General features: G+C 29.8%; 19 protein-coding genes. 6 read left to right on the top strand and 13 right to left on the bottom strand.

The features are described from left to right. Positions 1-160 precede the first annotated feature (160 nt). The gene (locus B3578_RS00900) at positions 161-862 is read left to right on the top strand and encodes a hypothetical protein (protein ID WP_291046352.1); all 702 of its coding nucleotides are present in this window, start codon (positions 161-163) and stop codon (positions 860-862) included. Positions 863-909: 47 nt separating this feature from the next. Here the strand turns inward: B3578_RS00900 and B3578_RS00905 are convergent, their stop codons facing one another. Further along, on the bottom strand, positions 910-1,212 hold the full coding sequence (locus B3578_RS00905; protein WP_291046354.1) for a hypothetical protein: 303 nt from the start codon (positions 1,210-1,212) through the stop codon (positions 910-912). Positions 1,213-1,226: 14 nt separating this feature from the next. Beyond that, on the bottom strand, positions 1,227-1,520 hold the full coding sequence (locus B3578_RS00910; protein ID WP_291046356.1) for a hypothetical protein: 294 nt from the start codon (positions 1,518-1,520) through the stop codon (positions 1,227-1,229). Between the two features lie 150 nt (positions 1,521-1,670). On the opposite strand from B3578_RS00910, the gene B3578_RS00915 reads away from it, so the two are divergent. Continuing rightward, positions 1,671-1,940: a helix-turn-helix domain-containing protein gene (locus B3578_RS00915; RefSeq protein WP_291046358.1), complete on the top strand. Its 270-nt coding sequence runs from the start codon at positions 1,671-1,673 to the stop codon at positions 1,938-1,940. Positions 1,941-2,012: 72 nt separating this feature from the next. On the opposite strand, the gene B3578_RS00920 is transcribed toward B3578_RS00915, so the two are convergent. From B3578_RS00920 to B3578_RS00955, 8 genes are all read right to left on the bottom strand, one after another. Beyond that, positions 2,013-2,363 (bottom strand): hypothetical protein, encoded by a 351-nt coding sequence (locus tag B3578_RS00920; RefSeq protein WP_291046360.1) that lies wholly within the window; start codon positions 2,361-2,363, stop codon positions 2,013-2,015. 38 nt (positions 2,364-2,401) lie between these two features. Further along, positions 2,402-2,749 carry a hypothetical protein gene (locus B3578_RS00925; RefSeq protein ID WP_291046361.1) on the bottom strand — a complete coding sequence of 116 codons (348 nt, stop codon included), beginning with the start codon at positions 2,747-2,749 and terminating at the stop codon, positions 2,402-2,404. Positions 2,750-2,758: 9 nt separating this feature from the next. Continuing rightward, positions 2,759-3,466: an antA/AntB antirepressor family protein gene (locus B3578_RS00930; protein WP_291046364.1), complete on the bottom strand. Its 708-nt coding sequence runs from the start codon at positions 3,464-3,466 to the stop codon at positions 2,759-2,761. Positions 3,467-3,650: 184 nt separating this feature from the next. Then, positions 3,651-4,589 carry a hypothetical protein gene (locus B3578_RS00935; RefSeq protein ID WP_291046366.1) on the bottom strand — a complete coding sequence of 313 codons (939 nt, stop codon included), beginning with the start codon at positions 4,587-4,589 and terminating at the stop codon, positions 3,651-3,653. Between the two features lie 96 nt (positions 4,590-4,685). Continuing rightward, entirely contained in the window at positions 4,686-4,961 is a 276-nt protein-coding gene (locus B3578_RS00940; RefSeq protein ID WP_291046368.1) for a helix-turn-helix domain-containing protein, read from the bottom strand. A gap of 1 nt (position 4,962) precedes the next feature. After that, a complete protein-coding gene (locus tag B3578_RS00945) occupies positions 4,963-5,250 on the bottom strand; it encodes a helix-turn-helix domain-containing protein (protein ID WP_291046371.1) in 288 nt (95 codons plus the stop codon). Between the two features lie 322 nt (positions 5,251-5,572). Then, complete coding sequence (locus B3578_RS00950) at positions 5,573-6,877, bottom strand: tyrosine-type recombinase/integrase (RefSeq protein ID WP_291046374.1); 1,305 nt, start codon at positions 6,875-6,877, stop codon at positions 5,573-5,575. A gap of 271 nt (positions 6,878-7,148) precedes the next feature. After that, on the bottom strand, positions 7,149-7,472 hold the full coding sequence (locus B3578_RS00955; RefSeq protein WP_219034235.1) for a hypothetical protein: 324 nt from the start codon (positions 7,470-7,472) through the stop codon (positions 7,149-7,151). Between the two features lie 355 nt (positions 7,473-7,827). On the opposite strand from B3578_RS00955, the gene B3578_RS00960 reads away from it, so the two are divergent. Then, complete coding sequence (locus B3578_RS00960) at positions 7,828-9,306, top strand: glycosyltransferase (RefSeq protein ID WP_286496152.1); 1,479 nt, start codon at positions 7,828-7,830, stop codon at positions 9,304-9,306. 55 nt (positions 9,307-9,361) lie between these two features. Here the strand turns inward: B3578_RS00960 and zupT are convergent, their stop codons facing one another. Further along, positions 9,362-10,144 (bottom strand): zinc transporter ZupT, encoded by a 783-nt coding sequence (gene zupT / locus B3578_RS00965; protein ID WP_221856744.1) that lies wholly within the window; start codon positions 10,142-10,144, stop codon positions 9,362-9,364. Between the two features lie 159 nt (positions 10,145-10,303). Between zupT and B3578_RS00970 the strand changes: the two genes are divergently transcribed. Beyond that, positions 10,304-11,599: a mechanosensitive ion channel family protein gene (locus B3578_RS00970; RefSeq protein ID WP_291046380.1), complete on the top strand. Its 1,296-nt coding sequence runs from the start codon at positions 10,304-10,306 to the stop codon at positions 11,597-11,599. A gap of 15 nt (positions 11,600-11,614) precedes the next feature. On the opposite strand, the gene B3578_RS00975 is transcribed toward B3578_RS00970, so the two are convergent. Further along, complete coding sequence (locus B3578_RS00975) at positions 11,615-13,885, bottom strand: DUF2339 domain-containing protein (protein WP_291046383.1); 2,271 nt, start codon at positions 13,883-13,885, stop codon at positions 11,615-11,617. Between the two features lie 117 nt (positions 13,886-14,002). On the opposite strand from B3578_RS00975, the gene porQ reads away from it, so the two are divergent. Both porQ and cmk read left to right on the top strand, forming a co-directional pair. After that, positions 14,003-15,028, top strand: coding sequence for a type IX secretion system protein PorQ (porQ, locus tag B3578_RS00980; protein ID WP_291046386.1), 1,026 nt, complete (start codon positions 14,003-14,005; stop codon positions 15,026-15,028). Between the two features lie 51 nt (positions 15,029-15,079). Next, on the top strand, positions 15,080-15,766 hold the full coding sequence (gene cmk, locus B3578_RS00985) for a (d)CMP kinase (RefSeq protein ID WP_125350732.1): 687 nt from the start codon (positions 15,080-15,082) through the stop codon (positions 15,764-15,766). Here the strand turns inward: cmk and B3578_RS00990 are convergent. Further along, on the bottom strand, positions 15,756-16,685 hold the full coding sequence (locus tag B3578_RS00990) for a glutaminase (protein ID WP_291046393.1): 930 nt from the start codon (positions 16,683-16,685) through the stop codon (positions 15,756-15,758). The two genes, cmk and B3578_RS00990, sit on opposite strands and share 11 nt — an antisense overlap. Positions 16,686-17,372: the final 687 nt, after the last annotated feature.

A 17,372-nucleotide genomic window follows, 5' to 3' on the forward strand; every position in this document is an offset into this window, starting at 1 on the left:
AAATGTAAAATTAACGAACTATAAAAATACGCGTACGTGCGCGCCTATGGACTAAAGTAATTAAGGAAATTGTTCCACTATAATAATAAATACCTCATCAAAAAGATGAGGTATTGTTTTGTTAATTTGTTTACATTTGAATAAATACAAATACCCTTAAATGAAAAAGAAACATAAAAAAAAATTAAACATATATTCAACTTGGATTATAATATTTATTTCAATTCCGATTATATTTTATCTTTTAAACTTTGGTGAAAATGGTTTTTCTTTTAAGTCCACAAACTGGTCTGAATTTGGAAGTTTTATAGGTGGTTATGGTACTTTGATTTTTAGTGCTGCAAACCTTTATTTTTTAATTAAAGTTGCATACTCAATTAATCATTTAGATGATAAACGAAATAAACAAAACAAAATCGACTCTATTAAACCATTAGGTATATCTACTCGTAAAATTGACTATAATAATTATTCATACAAATTTGTTATTAGCAATTTAGGTTTAGGCCCCTTAATTGTTAAAGATTATAATTTAACTCACAATGGTATTAAGTATGAAAACTTTCAATTATTCTTAAAAAAGAATGCTCCTTATATTGTTTTAGATCACTTTCCGATTAGAAATAATACATTTTTTGTAGGAATAAATAAAGAACATTGTTTTTTTGAAATTACATTACCAAAAGTTGACAAAAAAGAAATCGAACTTGAAAAAGATGATAACAAAAAGACACTTTTAGAAAATTTAGAATTTAATAATTTTAAAAAATTTGAACAGCTGGTATGTTTATTAAAATCACTTGAATTAACTTTTGAGTGTGAAGATATACTTAAGAATTCAACTGAATTATTAGTAAAATAAACAAAACCTCATCTGTTAGATGAGGTTTGTTGTTTTATCCGAAAATATTACTTGTTGTTGAGATAATTATATTCAAATAATTTATTTTTAAACTGAAACTCATCAAACAATTTGAGTAAGTTTATTAAATCATGTTGAGCATATAAAAAAGTAGTCTGCTCTGAATTATTCATATTCTTAAAGTTATCGCTAAGAATAAAGACGTTTAACACTTCAACAATGTTTCCATTAGCACGATCAATTAAATCCATTGAATTAAATAAATGAAATGAATGATGAATAAAATCATTTCTAATCTCGCTATTCATTTCGTTTAAGATTTCATCATCTGATATTTTACTTTGAGCCATAAGATTTGTATTAGTTAAGGTTTAGAATATTTACCGATGCTGTAATTCATTGAAGTATATTCAATGAAATTAAACATATCGTAAATCTCGAATTGAACTTGCAGGAAATCTGTTTTTCTATCGTCGTCCAATCTTTTAAACTCTGGACTTTGAATGTAAACACTAAATAACTCTGCAAAACCTCCTCTAGTATGTTCTAACATATGATTATTAGTAAACAAACTAATAATCTTATCAATGAATAAGTTTTTCTCGTATTGATCCATATCTTGAATCACTTCCCAATCTGTTTTTGTTGATGTATTCATGTGTTTTTTTTATTAAAGTATAATTGATACATATATTTTTCGACTGCAAATATATGTATTAGATTTATATAAACAAACTTTTAAGTATATTTATTCGATTATTATATATGTAACGTTTATATTTGTTACTTTTACAAGTAAATAAGGTTTATGAGTATATTAAGAATAAAAGAAGTTCTAAAAGAAAAAGGATTAACCGGTAAAGAACTTGCTGAAAAAATTGACGTTTCTGAAATGACAATATCAAATATCGTTAAAGGAAGTACATTTCCTAAACCAGAAAATCTATTAAAAATTGCTGAGGTTTTAGATGTTGACATCAAAGAGTTATTTAATTCAACTAAAGAACCTGGAGAGCAAGAAACACTTTATATTTTTAAAGACGGTTCATATATTCCAATTGGAACGATCAAGATTTAATAAAAAATCCTACATCATAGTAGGGTTTTTTATCGACCTATATAACGCCTACACGCCCGCGGGCGTATTGTTTTACTTTTCCCTCGCGCGCGCATGCGTATTGCTCGCCTCGTTCCCTTTTCTCTCTTTTACTTTCTTAGATATTTCTTGAAACTTAATAACTGCCTTTTCAAGTGTTTCAATATCCCACGCCCAAATCCCGAACGCCTTAGATGTTGGATAGGATTCTAAATTAAATCTCGAATTGATTTTTATTTCAAACACTTCATAAGTTTTCTTGATATGGTTTTTATAAACTTTCTCATAAATTACCGCAAAATCATTTCTTGCAATTTGAGTAAATGTAAAATCTTTCATTTCTCCTTTGCCTTCAAACTTTCGTTTTAAACTTCGCGTATCGACACTTTTTAAACTTTCACTCATAGTTTGGTATATTTATATAGATTTATAATTTAAGTTCGTTAAATCGTCTTATTTTCAATTAATCCCATTTCGACAACCTCATCCAGATTATCAAAAATTAAATTGATTAGGATTTCAACCTCCATTAACTCCAGAATGTCGTTTGATGTTTCAAGTTTTTTGTACTCCAACATCTTGACGTATTTATCCGACTCGTTAATCGTGTTATCGACTTTTGATTGTTCGGCATCTAATGAATTTAAAAACTGGGTTTCGTAAAATTTTGAATCGTGAATAAAGATTATGTCATCAGCCGAACCAAAACGACACGCAATTGAATTGTATAAGTCCAGTTTCTCGGTTTCGTTTAATTCTGAAATGTATTGTTTGATTTCTTGCTTTGTCATAGTGTTAGTTTAGAATTTTGACGAATACACTTTGCTGATCAACTCATAAGGATAAACGTTTTGACCGTTTACATAAGAGGGGTGCTGTACTTTCTTTGGTGGATTACCAGTTATTTTTTTATATTCCTTTGTGCATAATTTACCAAGCTGTTGCCTTTCGATTATTGTATGCTTTTTAAATACTCCGTTTGCTCTCAAAAATCTATCTACCGACCAATCATTGATAAAATTAATTTGCTTTTCTTCTACCGATTTAAGGCGATTGTTTAATTCTGCGATTTGCTTAGGTGTTGCAATCTCTTGATAATGCTTTTCTACTTCGATAAAGTAATTACGAATACGTTTGCCCATTTCGGAACGCTGAACCATTGCAATAGATTTAGCGCTTTCAATTGTTAGAAGATAATCTTTCATATTGTGACCACCTCTTGAACTTTTTCTAACTTTTGTTCGTTGTGTTTGCTCGTCTTTTTTGACGTGCAAAGATTCTGTTCTTGTTTGCTTCTCATTTTTGAGAAGCAAAATATTATCACTGGCAATTATCGAATAATCTACATTTTCAACAAATCCATAGTTTAGCATTCTTTTAATCCAATCTATAAACTTTGTCTTTGGTTGTAGAAGATTGTACAGCTCGCTTGCTAATACTGTTTTATTCCCGTTTTCTGATTGATTGATTTTAATTAATTCAAATCTTTCTGTTGTATTTTTTTCCATGATTATTTTTATTTAAAATTGGTTGATTTTGATTGTTCTTTATTTTGTCATTAAAACATATTTTTTCGGGTGTATTTTATTATCTTCTATCTTCTCATTTTTAACACTACTTTTTTTCTTTTTTTTAATGGTTTGGTGTGCATATTGTCCCTTTATCAATGGAACTTTTTTTAAAATCCCCTTTTTATGCGGGTTTTCTGTGGACAATTTGCACACTAAAAAAAATGTCGATTTTGTCGATTATTTTAGCCTTAATTTCGGTGTGCAAGTTGTTTTTTGCTGTTAAGATTTTATAGTATTTAATTTTAGTTTTTAGAAATGTATTTCGATGTTTTGAAGCTATTAAATCAATCCAATATTCAAGAATATTACAATCTTCTAAAAATGCTAAATCCTTTGCTTTAATTTGAGTTTTATCATATTGCTGGTTAACTAACAACACTAAGTCCCATTCGGTTAATAATTCTTTAAATAGATTCTCGTATGTCTTAATTTCCATCAAATCGCAAACGGTGTAAATTCCTAACGTTTTTATAAATTCTCTTTTTTTGCTTCTAACTTCAAATCGAATAGTATTTAGATCAATATTATAAGAGGGAAAGTTTAAAAATTGTATTCCTTTCAAATAAGCTTTGATCTCTTTGTATTTAGTTGCTTCGGATAATTTAAACGTCTCAATATCTTCATACTTAATACTGAACTTTGAACGCTTATAAAGGAACAAACCATCAAAGATCAATCGAGCATCTGAGTTAGGAATAATATTTAAACCAAACTCAATGTTTACTACTTGTAAATCATTTCGATTTATTTCTTTAATCTGTAAATAATCTAATATTTCATTGATAGATTTAATGCATTCCAAAGGCGTAAAATCATCTCCGTTATGTAAATAGTTATTTTTGTGATAATGTGGACTCACTAAAATATCTACATAGCCGTACCCGATTTTAAAACCTTTCTCGATTGTTTTTCTAAAATGTAAGCCAATTTTAAAACCTTCTATTTGCCTGAGTGATGTATAATAATTGTTGATCGGTTTACATTCTAAAAAATCGGGGTGTAATAATAAACTATTGATTATTTGATGATTCGAGGTTCTTAGTTTTAATAAGTCAACCATAATCATTAACTTTGATTAAAATATTTGCATTCCTGCAATATTTTAAATTGAACAATTGAGGCGCGTTTTATCGAGCCTCTTTTTTTTGTTTATAAATCAAAGCGTTATTGGTTTTAAACTTTGCTCGACCTCAGCACGTAGGAAGTAAATACGCCCGCCTATTCCCAATGGTTTTAGCTTACCATTCTTACACCAGTTATTTAATGTCCCGTATGTTATTTGTAGCATATCGATAACCTCCGACCTTGTCATATATTGATTAGGTTCTTTCGGTTGAAAGTTCTTTGCAAAATCAGCTAATTGCGCCTTTAATCCGTTTTGAATTTCTTCTTGCAATTGTTCTTTTGTCAAAATAAAAAACTCTTGTTTCATATTAATTAGATTTAATATTTAACATTGTTTCTATTTCAGCGCGTTTAAAATATACACGCCCTCCAATCTTAATAAAAGGAAGTGTTTTTTCTCTTTGCCATCTAATTAAAGTTGATTTATTGATTTTAAAAATATTCAATACATCATCACGTGTTAATAAGCCTAAATCGTTATTAGGTTTAATGTTTTCTAAATGGGGGATAATCTCAGCTATTAAAGTAGTTTTTAGCTGTTCGAATGACTCTGCACCAATCGTGCTTAAATTGTTTTTCTTAGTTTCTGCACTCATAATTTTGAATAATTATGAGTAACTAATTAGAAGAATTCAAAACCTAAAATATTCACAAACACAATCAAATGTTTTGCAATTAATGAACATATAGTTAATTTTACTTTAATTATGTCGTTTTTGTTTGGCGACAGTCGACATAATTATTTGTTTTTGGGGTGATGAATTTTCTAATTTGTTACCCTTTTTTAATATTTATTACTCAAATGTATGTTTGAGGTTTTATTAAAAAAAGTAATTCTAATAAAAAAACGTGTTTTTTGAGTGAAATTTCTGTTTTTGTTTACGGGTGTGTTGTAAAGTTTACAAGGGTGTAGCAATACTATTGATTATTCGATTTAATAACTCTTAATACTGGCTCTTCCTTTTTCATCATTTGAGCGTAATACATAGCAAAGGCATCTGCATTCGCATCTTTATCTGCTTTTTGATTAATATACTTTAAAAACATTTTTTCTTCGCTATGTCCAGTAATACCAATTAAAACTGGTGTAGGCATTTTTCTATAAAAATTTGTTGCAAAGGATCTTCTAAAAGAATGAGAAGTAATGAATTTATGTTTCGGCAAAGATGTGAGAAGTTTTTTTCTATTGTTCTCATCACTTATGTAACCTTTTACAACCTCATCTATTTCGGCTAATTCACAAACTTTTTGAATATGAGTATTGATTTTATTTAAAGATATTTTTTTAGGAAAATCATTTAATACAATATCTATTACATAATCTTTTAGTACTGGAATAGTAACAAACTTTTCTGTTTTCTGTTGAACTAAATCGATATATACTGCATTATCTTTTAATCTAATATTGTTTGATGTTAGGTTTAATAAATCGCCTCCACGTTGACCAATGTAACAACCAATTAACAACCATTTTTTTACCTCTTTCAGATGAGGTGTCGGCATTTCAGTCTTGTAAATTTTATCTAAATCATCAAATGATAAGGTATGAATATATCTCTCTTTGTCGTTCTGTCTAAATCCTTTTAAAGTAATTGAATTATTAGTAACTGTTATATTGTCTTTTGACGCTGATACGCATACACTTTTGATGTGCTCGAATTGTTTTCCAGTATAATTTATAGTGTATTTCTTTTCATTCAATAACCATATTTTAAAACGATCTGTAAATGACTTTTCTAAATCACTAAATAGAATTGTCTTTTTAATTGTCTTTTCATATTCAGTAATAATGTTTTTAAACATTCTGTAATTTTTTACAGTACCTACTGATATTCCAATTTTACCGTTACGCTGTTCTCTTGTTGCTGCATTGTCTATAATGTGCTGAATATAGTTTGCGAATATTGAGAGATCCGTTTTCTCAACTCTATTAAAACATTTATCAATAACAGAGGTTAGCCAGTTGTTATTTATTACAGTACCCTTTGTGCTATCTTCATTGAATTGATCGTTAACAAATAATGAAAGTTTTTCGAGTTTGTTTTTTAAAAGTTTATTCGTTTCGTTATTTGGTTTAGGTAGATTGGTTGTAGTACTCCAGTCTTTCGCATTTATTGATAAACCTACTTTTCTTCTTAAGTTGATTTGTCGGTTTACTGAAAACCTTAAATATATCTGTGCGTTGTCTGTTTTATTTAGCAAAACAAATTTTAACGTAGCCATACCTTTAATATTAAAATTGAACAATTCAAATATATGTCATTTTACTATTTTTGACAACCGTTTGACAACCGTTTTTAAATATTATTGTATTTCATTGTACTTTATTATATTTGTAAAGAAGGTTTAAAACCTTTGAAAGTGTCTATTAATCGTGAATTTTTTAAGTTTTTAGAATGTTTGTCGAAATACTTAGATTAATGGGTGAGAGTGTGGGTTCGATTCCCACTCCGAGTACTAAGCAAAAGCTCGAAACATTAGTTTCGAGCTTTTTTTATTTACATTCTCCTTTTTGTATAATTTTTACTTCAAATTTTCGGGCTCTATCATCTATAAAAGTAACTTCGTTTTCATAAAATTCAGGAAGTTTGTAATGCGTATTATCCAGCCAACCACCATTTGGCCAATCAATTTTATGCAGATAATTATTTTTCGTTGTTATAGTTACTCGATATGTCTTTGTTGACTTATTCGTTTTAACCTTGACATTTGCGCAATATTTTCCATCTTCAATGTGATCATTTATATTATGAAAATCTGAAGATGAGGAACAACTATAAATAATAGTAAAGCAAAAAAGTAAAAGTATATTTTTCATCATCTTTTTATTTAATCTTCGCTTAACAATCTATTGATATTCTGTTAAGCTTTGAATTTAATTTGCTGCATACATTTGCAGTAACAAAATCCTCATGTGTTAATTTATATCATTTCTCAAAATTACTTCTCTTTTCGGGAAGTTTTTTTGTTTTTATTAAGAAATCAGATTAAAATGTAACGTACTATACGCCTAATTTTTAAGTATAATACATATTGAAATTTTATTAATAATCAGTCGTTTATAAGTGTTTTATTTTTAATAAAGATTTAACTTCTTGAGTTTTATATTAACGTTAGGTGGCATAGTAGTTGTCATTTTATTCACTTTTTAATTAAAACTTAAAATTACTCAGATGACTAATATAGATTCAAAAAAAAATCTGGCAAACACGATTTTGTTATCCACCACGGAGCCTAAAACAGTGTTAAAGGTTATTCGATCGGATGAACATGAAAAAAAGTCTTTAAGAAATAAATTCATAGAGAGAATTTCTAAAAACTGTCTTACAAAGAAAGATTATCTAGTAATTGCTACAACTTTTGTGATTATGCTAACTTCTATTCTTTTTTTGTTTATTTATAAAAGTGAATTTCTACAATGGCATAGCACTAAATTATCTACCTGGTGGGGTGTTATTATTTATAGCCTTGGATTGGCACTTCTTATTCTTAAAACTTCTTTTCTTTTTTATTTAGGCTATTTATTCATAAAATATAAACCGGTCAAAAATGTTGCTGATGTAGATTTACCAACTTGTACCATTATTGTTCCGGCGTATAATGAAGGAAAATTAGTATATGATACTTTGTTAAGTTTAGCTGATAGTAATTATCCATCCGAAAAATTACAGATCTTAGCCGTTGACGATGGGAGTAAAGATGATACATGGAAATGGCTTCTTGAAGCGAAGAAAGTATTAGGAGATCGCGTTACACTTTTTCAACAGCCAAAAAATATGGGAAAACGTCATGCATTATATAAAGGATTCAAAATTGGAAAAGGGGAAGTTTTTGTGACGGTTGATAGTGATTCTATTGTAGATGAATCTACGCTTAGAAACTTGTTAAGCCCTTTTGTAGTGAATGAAAATTGTGGTGCTGTCGCTGGCAATGTTCGTGTATTGAATAAAGAAAAAGGTTTGATTCCAAAAATGTTGAGTGTTAGTTTTACATTTAGTTTCGAGTTTGTGCGATCTGCTCAAAGTGTGTTAGGTTCTGTGTTTTGTACACCTGGAGCTTTAGCAGCTTACAGAAAAGATGTTGTACATAATTGTTTGGAAGAATGGATAAATCAATCTTTTTTAGGGCAACCAAGTACAATCGGGGAGGATAGAGCTTTGACAAATATGATTTTGAAACAAGGTAAACATGTCTATTTTCAGAAAAATGCAATGGTTTATACCAATACTCCAGAGCGTTATAAGAATTTATACAAAATGTTTATTCGTTGGGAGAGAAGTAATGTTCGTGAGAATATTATGATGACAAAATTTGCTTTCACCAACTTTAGAGAAGGTTCTACAGTAGGAACTCGTATAATTCTGATGATGCAATGGATAAAATTAATCATGGCAATTCCATTATTTTTAATTTTAATCTTTTTTGTCGCAACACATCCAATTTTATTCATCACAAGTACATTGTCTGGCGTTTTAGTTTTTTCAAGTATTCAGATGATTTTTTATGCAAAAAAATACAATTTTAAAGAAGCTTTATTAGCATACGTTTACAGTATTTTCTATATGTTCACGCTTTTTTGGATTACGCCTTATGCCATTGTAACAGCAGGAAGAAGTGGTTGGTTAACGAGAGAATTACCTCAGGCAACTTAAAATTTTAAATATTAATTCATACAAAAACTTCTCTCATTGGGAAGTTTTTTTGTTTTTACATAAAAAGTAAAAGACTAACAGCCATTACAAACATTCCGATTACAATTCCGTAAGTTGATAATTTTTTTCCAGCGTATTCGTTTGCGGTCGGAATTAATTCATTAATCGAAATATAAACCATCATACCTGCGACACTTGCGAAGATTGCTCCGAAAATTGATTCATCAAAAAATTGTAACAATACAAAATAGCCAATTAATGCGCCAATAGGTTCTGTTAATCCTGATAAAAAGGAATATAGAAATGCTTTTTTTCTATTCTTTGTAGCGTAATAGATTGGTATAGCAACGGCGATTCCTTCTGGAATATTATGAATAGCAATAGCTGAAGCTATAGAAATTCCGTAAGTTGGATTTTCTAATGCTGACAAAAAAGTTGCTAATCCTTCAGGGAAATTATGAATTGATAAAGCTAAAGCAGAAAACAAACCCAAACGCAATAATTTCTGATCGTTTGTCTCTGTTTTATTTTCATCGCAATGATGATGAGGCAATATTTTATCGATTAAAATAATGATTAAAATTCCTGCAAAAAATCCCAATAATGTATAAGTGTAACCTAATTTTTCTCCAAAAACACTTGATAATGATAATTTAGCTTTTGTTAAAATTTCTACAAAAGAGACATAAAGCATTACACCAGCAGAAATTCCCAACATTACGCCTAAGAATTTTGGATTGAATTTTTTGTATAATAAACATAAAATACTTCCTATTCCAGTGCTAATTCCGGCAAGAAAGGTTAAACTAAAAGCAAATATTAACGGATTTGAAAACATTAATTTTAATAATTAAGTTAGATTAATCTAACAAATATAATCTTTTCATTGTTTTGAACCAAGATAAATTAAGAAACCAACAAATTTCAATGTAATTTATCAGTTGTTGTAAATTATGAAAAGGATAAACTTATTTTTGTTGTATTAGTTTTTATTCAGATGGAACTTTTAGACGAAAATATTCAAAGCGATGTGTATCGCTCAATGCTCGAAATGATTGCCAAATTGGGACTTTCGAGTTATTCTACCACAATAATGACAACAATTGTTCTATCAATTTTGTTAGTTATTATATTGTATGCGATCGATTTTTTATTGCGAAAAGTGCTATTACTTGTTTTAACAAACTTTATTGCAAAAAGTAAAACAAAGATTGACGATTTATTAATCAAGAACAGGGTTTTACAATTCGCAACACATATTGTTCCTGTAATTGTCGCCAAAGAAGCGATCCCACTTATCTTCAAAGGATTTCCTAATTGGATCAAAATTGCGATGCAAATTACAGATATTGCATTGGTAATTGCTGTTGGATTGTTGTTTAATGCAATTTTTAAAACGTTCAGGGATTTTCTTCGAGGTAATAAATCTTTTTCGGATAAACCAATTGATAGTTATCTGCAAGTGATGAATATTTTAGTTTTCTTTGTTTGCGGAATTCTAATTTTTTCGATTGCGACAGGAAAATCGCCTATTACATTTTTGGTTTCTTTGGGAGCGGCTTCGGCGGTTTTGATGTTGGTTTTTAAAGATTCAATATTAGGTTTTGTGGCGAGTATTCAGGTTTCGATGAATGATATGGTGCGCGTTGGAGATTGGATTGAAATGACAAAATATGGCGCAGACGGAAATGTTACCGAGATTAATTTAGGAACGGTAAAAGTTCAGAATTTTGATAAAACAATTACAACAATTCCGACGTATGCCTTGGTTTCAGATTCGTTTCGTAATTATCGCGGTATGCAAAATGCTGGTGGACGCCGCATTAAACGTTCGATAAATATTAAAATGAATTCGATTCGATTTTTGACAGAAGAAGAAATTGAAGAATTAAAAAAAATCCGCATGTTACACGATTTTATTGTGGATAGAACGAATGAAATCAATCAATATAATGTATCGAATAAAGTTGATCCAACGATTTTGGCGAATGGAAGACGAATGACAAATATTGGTCTTTTTCGACAATATATCAAGACATATACCTATAATAGTCCAAAAATTAGAACAGATTTGATGTTCGAGGTTCGACAACTTCAACCAACCGAACACGGTTTGCCAATTGAGTTATTTATGTTTACAAATACAACGGTTTGGAACGAATATGAAGTGATTATGGCTGATATTTTCGATCATATTATTGCGGTTGTTCCATATTTCCATTTAGAAATTTTCGAGTTACCTTCTTCGGATGATATGCGTGTCATTGCTGAAGCATTGAGAAGAAATAATTAACAAAGAAGTTGAACATTACTGTTCAGCTTCTTTGTTTTCGCTCGGTTTTTCCATCAAATTAACCATCAAATTTTTTAGTTTTTGATACATAAAAGAAGTTAATAAGATTAAAATTCCTAAAACAATAAAAGATATTATTCTGAAAATATTGCTCATTTCCCAAACATCCACGAAATATAATTTTAGAATAATCAATCCAAATAATATAATTCCAACAATAGGAAAACCTTTCAGTTGCTTTCTTAATCCGAAATAAATCAATACAAATCCTAAAACTGCCCAAATAATTGGTAATAATATCATTCGGAAAATATCGGCTTGATGTGAGAAATTAGAAGAGTTTTCGTCAAGTGTTATCAACATAAAACCATTGTATTTCTCGAAACTAATCACATAAACTAAGACAAGCATACTGATGATTTGTTTTGCTTTGGAGCTTTGGAAATCGCTACTTTTTACAACAAAATAAATAATGTAAGCTGTCGGAATGAGATAACTCAAATAAAGAAAATAACTACCGATGTTATAATTTGTTTTGTTTAGTAATAATGGAATTTCGGCAATCATTGGTAAAAATACAATGCAGAAAGTTGCTGAAATTTGTAAAACAAGTTGCAAGGTATTTCCTAAATTTAGTTTTTCGCGTAGCGTTAAAATAAAAGCAATAAAGAATAATGTATAAATCAATACATAACTTATAATCATCATAAAGTTGAAATACGGTTCGATTTGGTTAATTAATTCGAATAAAATTCCTGTGTACATCAATAAAAGAGATATTGAGATGAAAATAAATTTGGAATGATTGAGCTTGAAACCTAAAAATTGTTCTTCGGTTTCGAAATCTTTCATCAAATAAATATTGACAACAGAACAAATTAATGCAATAAAACTTGTAATGAAAACGTGATTGAAAATTACCACTAAATGTTTTTTAGTATCAATATAATCAAACCAATTGACGCATAAAGCAATCAATAAAAATGGAAACATGGCGATGAAAAAGATTTTTAAAATGTTTTCTTTACTTTTTTTCCAAAGAAACAGTAACAAGGTTGATTCAATCGCGAAACAAATCGAAACGACATTTGCTTTAAATTGTAATGCAATTGCAGTTGTGATAAGCGTAATGCTCAAACCGATTAAGGTATTTTGTAATAAATTATTTTTAGATGTTTTGTAGATGTAAAATGCACCGAAAGCGTTTGCTAATCCAAATAAGAATGCTATTAAACCATTGTTATTTCCAACAATAAAATAATAAACCGAAGAAATTAAGATGGTTGATAAAATGGTATTGAAAATTAGTAAAAGGCAATTCCAAACCGAAAATTCTCCTTTTTTGATGTAGTTAATTAAACTTGTAATAGTGAAAATAACGTAAAGCAAGCCAAAGAAAAGATATTGCGTTGAGGTTTTAGAATTGTCGATCCAAGCGATACTATATATAAAGGTAAAGCCAAATGCGATAAACGAAATAACTTGCCAATCTTTTCGCCAAGCCATGTACAGCATACTCAAGTTTAGAATCGTTAAATAACCAAACAGAAATACAAAATTGCTTTCGCCTGTACTAATCATCAATGGAGCGGTAAAACCACCAATAATCGAAAAAATGGCTAAAACTTGTCGATTATATAACATTGCCATCACGATAGAGAAAATCGTTACAATTGTTAATAATCCAAAAGTGGTATTCTGAGAAAGTAAATGATATTCTCGGAAGGCGATGGTTAAGGTGAAATATAAAACGGTTAATCCGCCACCGATTAAGATGGAAGAAAAGATTTCAAAATTTTTCCGAATAAAATGAGCAATTCCAATAATTCCTAAACCAACTCCAATTCCAATCATTACTCGGAAAGTTTCGTTGATCCAATTTTGATCAATTGCATATTTTACGAAATAAGCAATTCCCAGAACTAAGGTTACAATTCCGAAAATCGTCAAGAAATTGTCTTTGATAAATGCAATTGCATTGTTGAGATTTTTATCAAAACTGCTTTCAGTTGTTTGTCTTGGTGGAATTTCGTCAAAAATACGTTTTGGCGTTTCGATTTTATGATAGGAAACAACTTCTGGTTGAGGTTCAATTTTTTTCTCTTCAACTATTTTAGGTTGCTCAATAATTGGTTTTGATTCAGTTTTAATTTCTTTTGCATCCAATTGCTCTTGCAAATGCTTTAGCTTAGTTTCTTGATAATCAATTTGTTTTTTTAGTTTCGAAACTTTATTAAACAAAATAACAATCAATACGAATATAATAATGGCAATTAAAAATTCCATAAAGTGTTTTTTAGGTAAATTGAAGTTAAGCTTTTTTTCAGAAAGCCTAAAATTTTGTTTTGCATATACCAAAATCATTCTGTTTTCGTTATTCTACAAAATCTTTATTTTTGCTAAATGTTTAAAAAGCTAAGTACATTATTGTTTATCGCGCTATCGACTTCGATTTTTGCGCAAGATGGAACGCGTGTTTACGAGTTTTTGAACATTACAACTTCTCCACGTCAAGCGGCTTTGGGAGGAAATGCAGCAACTTCTTGGGATGCTGACCCCAATTCTGCTTTATGGAATCCGGCCTTGATGAACCGAGAAATGCATGGTCAATTTGGAATCAATTACGTCAATTATATTGCGGATGTAGATTTCGGAACATTTTCGACGGTTTATGAAATCGATCAAGAAAATTTTGTTTCTGTTCATGGTCAATATGTTGATTACGGAAAATTAATTGGAACTGACGAAAATGGAAATGTGACAGGGAATTTCAAAGCAAATGATGCCGCAATTACAGTTGGTTATGCACGTGTTTTGGGCGATTATTGGACAGTAGGAGCAAATTTAAAATACATTAATTCTACAATAGAATCATATAAATCCTCGGCAATTGCTGGAGATATAGGTCTTTCGTACCACGATTTCGATAAAAATATCAATGTTTCGTTGGTTGTGCGCAATATCGGTCAACAAATTCAAACGTATAATGGCAAAAAAGAAGACATGCCAACGCAAGTTAATTTGGGAATTTCTCATCGATTAGAACATGTTCCGTTAGAATTTACGTTTTCTTTGCACGATTTACAGAAGTTTGATATTTCCCAACCTTATAATAAAAACGGACAAGAAGTTTCTGCTGGAAGAAAAATGATTGATCACCTTTCGGTTGGAGCAGAATTATTTCCAGAATCAGATTTTAATATGCGTTTAGGTTATAATTTCAAACGTGGAAATGAATTAGCAGCCGAAGGAATTCGCTCTTTATCTGGTTTAACGTATGGTTTTGGAATCCGTATAAATGCTTTTCGATTCGAGTTTAGTCATGCGAATTACCACAAATCTGGAGGTTCTAATCACTTTGGTTTGATTCTCAATTTAGACCGAATTATTCAAGGTCGAGATTATTGGAGAAGTAATCCTTGGTTATAAAAACTTTTCAAACAACTATAAAATCTTATCTTTGTCTTCAATTCTATATAGATGAAAGAAAATTTAATTATTGCAATCGACGGATATTCTTCTACAGGAAAAAGTTCGATGTCAAAAATTATTGCAAGAAATCTTGGTTATACACATATTGACAGTGGCGCAATGTATCGCGCTGTGACTTTGTATGCATTTCAACATCAGTATATTGTCGATAATAAAATTGATGAGCAAGCATTAATAATCAATTTATCTGACATTAAGATAGAATTTAAACAAGATCTTATAACTCAAAAGAATCTTACCTTTTTGAATGGTGAAAATGTAGAAGCTGATATTCGTACGATGGAAGTTTCTAAAATGGTTAGTCCAATTTCTGAGATTCCTGCTGTTCGCGATTATTGTGTAGCGCTTCAACAGCAAATGGGAGAAAAAGGAGGTATTGTGATGGATGGTCGCGATATTGGGACAACAGTTTTTCCAAATGCAGATATCAAAATTTTTGTTACAGCTTCACCAGAAGTTCGTGCGCAACGTCGCTTTTTAGAATATCAACAACAAGGGAAAAATATTCCATTAGATGAGGTTCTAAAAAATGTGAACGAAAGAGATTATATCGATTCTCATCGCGAATATTCACCACTTCGTAAAGCAGATGATGCAATAGAAGTTGATAATTCGAACATGAATTTAGAAGAAACGGTGAATAAAGTGATGGAGATTATCAATTCTAAAAAATAGAATCCTCTGTTGCGGTTGTAAATTCTTCCAGAAATTTCATTCCTCGGTAGGAGTTTCCTTTTAAGTTTAATTTAGGACTCCAAACTGAAACAATGTAATATTTGGGCATAATTGCAACAATTCCTCCGCCAACACCACTTTTTCCAGGTAATCCAACACGAAAAGCAAATTCACCAGATTCATCATAGAAACCGCAAGTTTGCATAATAGCGTTGATTCGTTTTGTTTGACTAATGTTTAAAACTTGATAATCATCAAATAAGTTTTTTCCTTTATTAGCCAAAAAAGAAAAAGTTTTACTCAACTCCATACACGACATTTCAATCGAGCAGATATAAACATACAAATCCAGAACATCTTCTGGAGAATTATGAATGTTGCCCAACGATTTTATAAAATTTGTCAAAGCTGTATTACGATAAGCGGTAGAAAACTCACTTTTTGCAATTTTATCAGAATATTGAATAGAATAATTACCAGAAACCTTTTTGATAAAATTTAAAAAATATGCTTTCGGATTATCGCAAATATCAATTAAGATGTCGCAAACCACTAAAGCGCCCGAATTAATAAATGGATTTCTAGGAATTCCTTTGTCAGTTTCTAATTGCAACAATGAATTAAAAGGCGTTCCCGAAGGTTCTAAATCAACTCTCTCCCAAATTTTCTCGCCAATTTCTCTATAAACTAAAGCCAAAAGCAACACTTTTGAAATACTTTGAATCGAGAATTTTTCTTCACAATCACCAAATCCAAACTGAAGTTGATCCGTAAACAATAAAGAAACTCCAAATTTCTCACCGTCTATTTTAGATAATTCAGGTATATAGTTAGCTGTTTCTCCCAAATTCTCTTCTTCAATTACTTTTAGGTAAATGTTATTTATTATCTCAAAATATTCTTTTTCTTTCGAAATCATCGCGCATATTATATATAGTATGAATGTAAATCTATTTTACATGTTAAACAAAATTAAAAATTTATTTATTTTTTTGAATAAACCATTTTCGCTTTGAGACAATTCCTCCCGAATAGTTCCTTCAAAAGTATCCATTTTGCTTTTCTTGAACAAAAGAAAAGCAAAACGTCTAATCATTTTATGAGTTTAAAAGGTATTCTTGAGTAATTAACAAGTTTAATTTTCCTGTCCTTTCGAGCTTGTCGAGAAATCTATCTCGTTATAATTTTGTGCTATAAAAAGAGCTTTTCTCGTCAAAAATCTAATATCTCAGTTCTCATATCTAAACATTTCAAAAAATATTTTCCATTGTACCAGTGACTTAAGGAAAGAATGTAAAATAAATGTAAAGTATGTTTGGAAAAGCGGAAAAAGGGTACGTATATTTGCAACCTCAATACGAAAGACGAGTAGTATTGTAGTTGACATAGGAACTTATATATCGCTAAAATTTATTTAAAAATAAATTTGCGAGTTTGGAAATAAGTATTACCTTTGCCATCCGATTCCGAAAGGAGTTTGAGAGTGAAAGTAAGAATTGACTTATTGAAATAAAAACTTTAAAATTTATCAAAATAAATTTTGTTAGTTAAGAAAGTAAGTATTACCTTTGCAACCGCAAATATCGAGAGGTTTTGCTAAGATGAG

Source organism: Empedobacter sp. UBA1574 (assembly GCF_002322895.1).
Classification (GTDB): Bacteria; Bacteroidota; Bacteroidia; order Flavobacteriales; family Weeksellaceae; genus Empedobacter; species Empedobacter falsenii_B.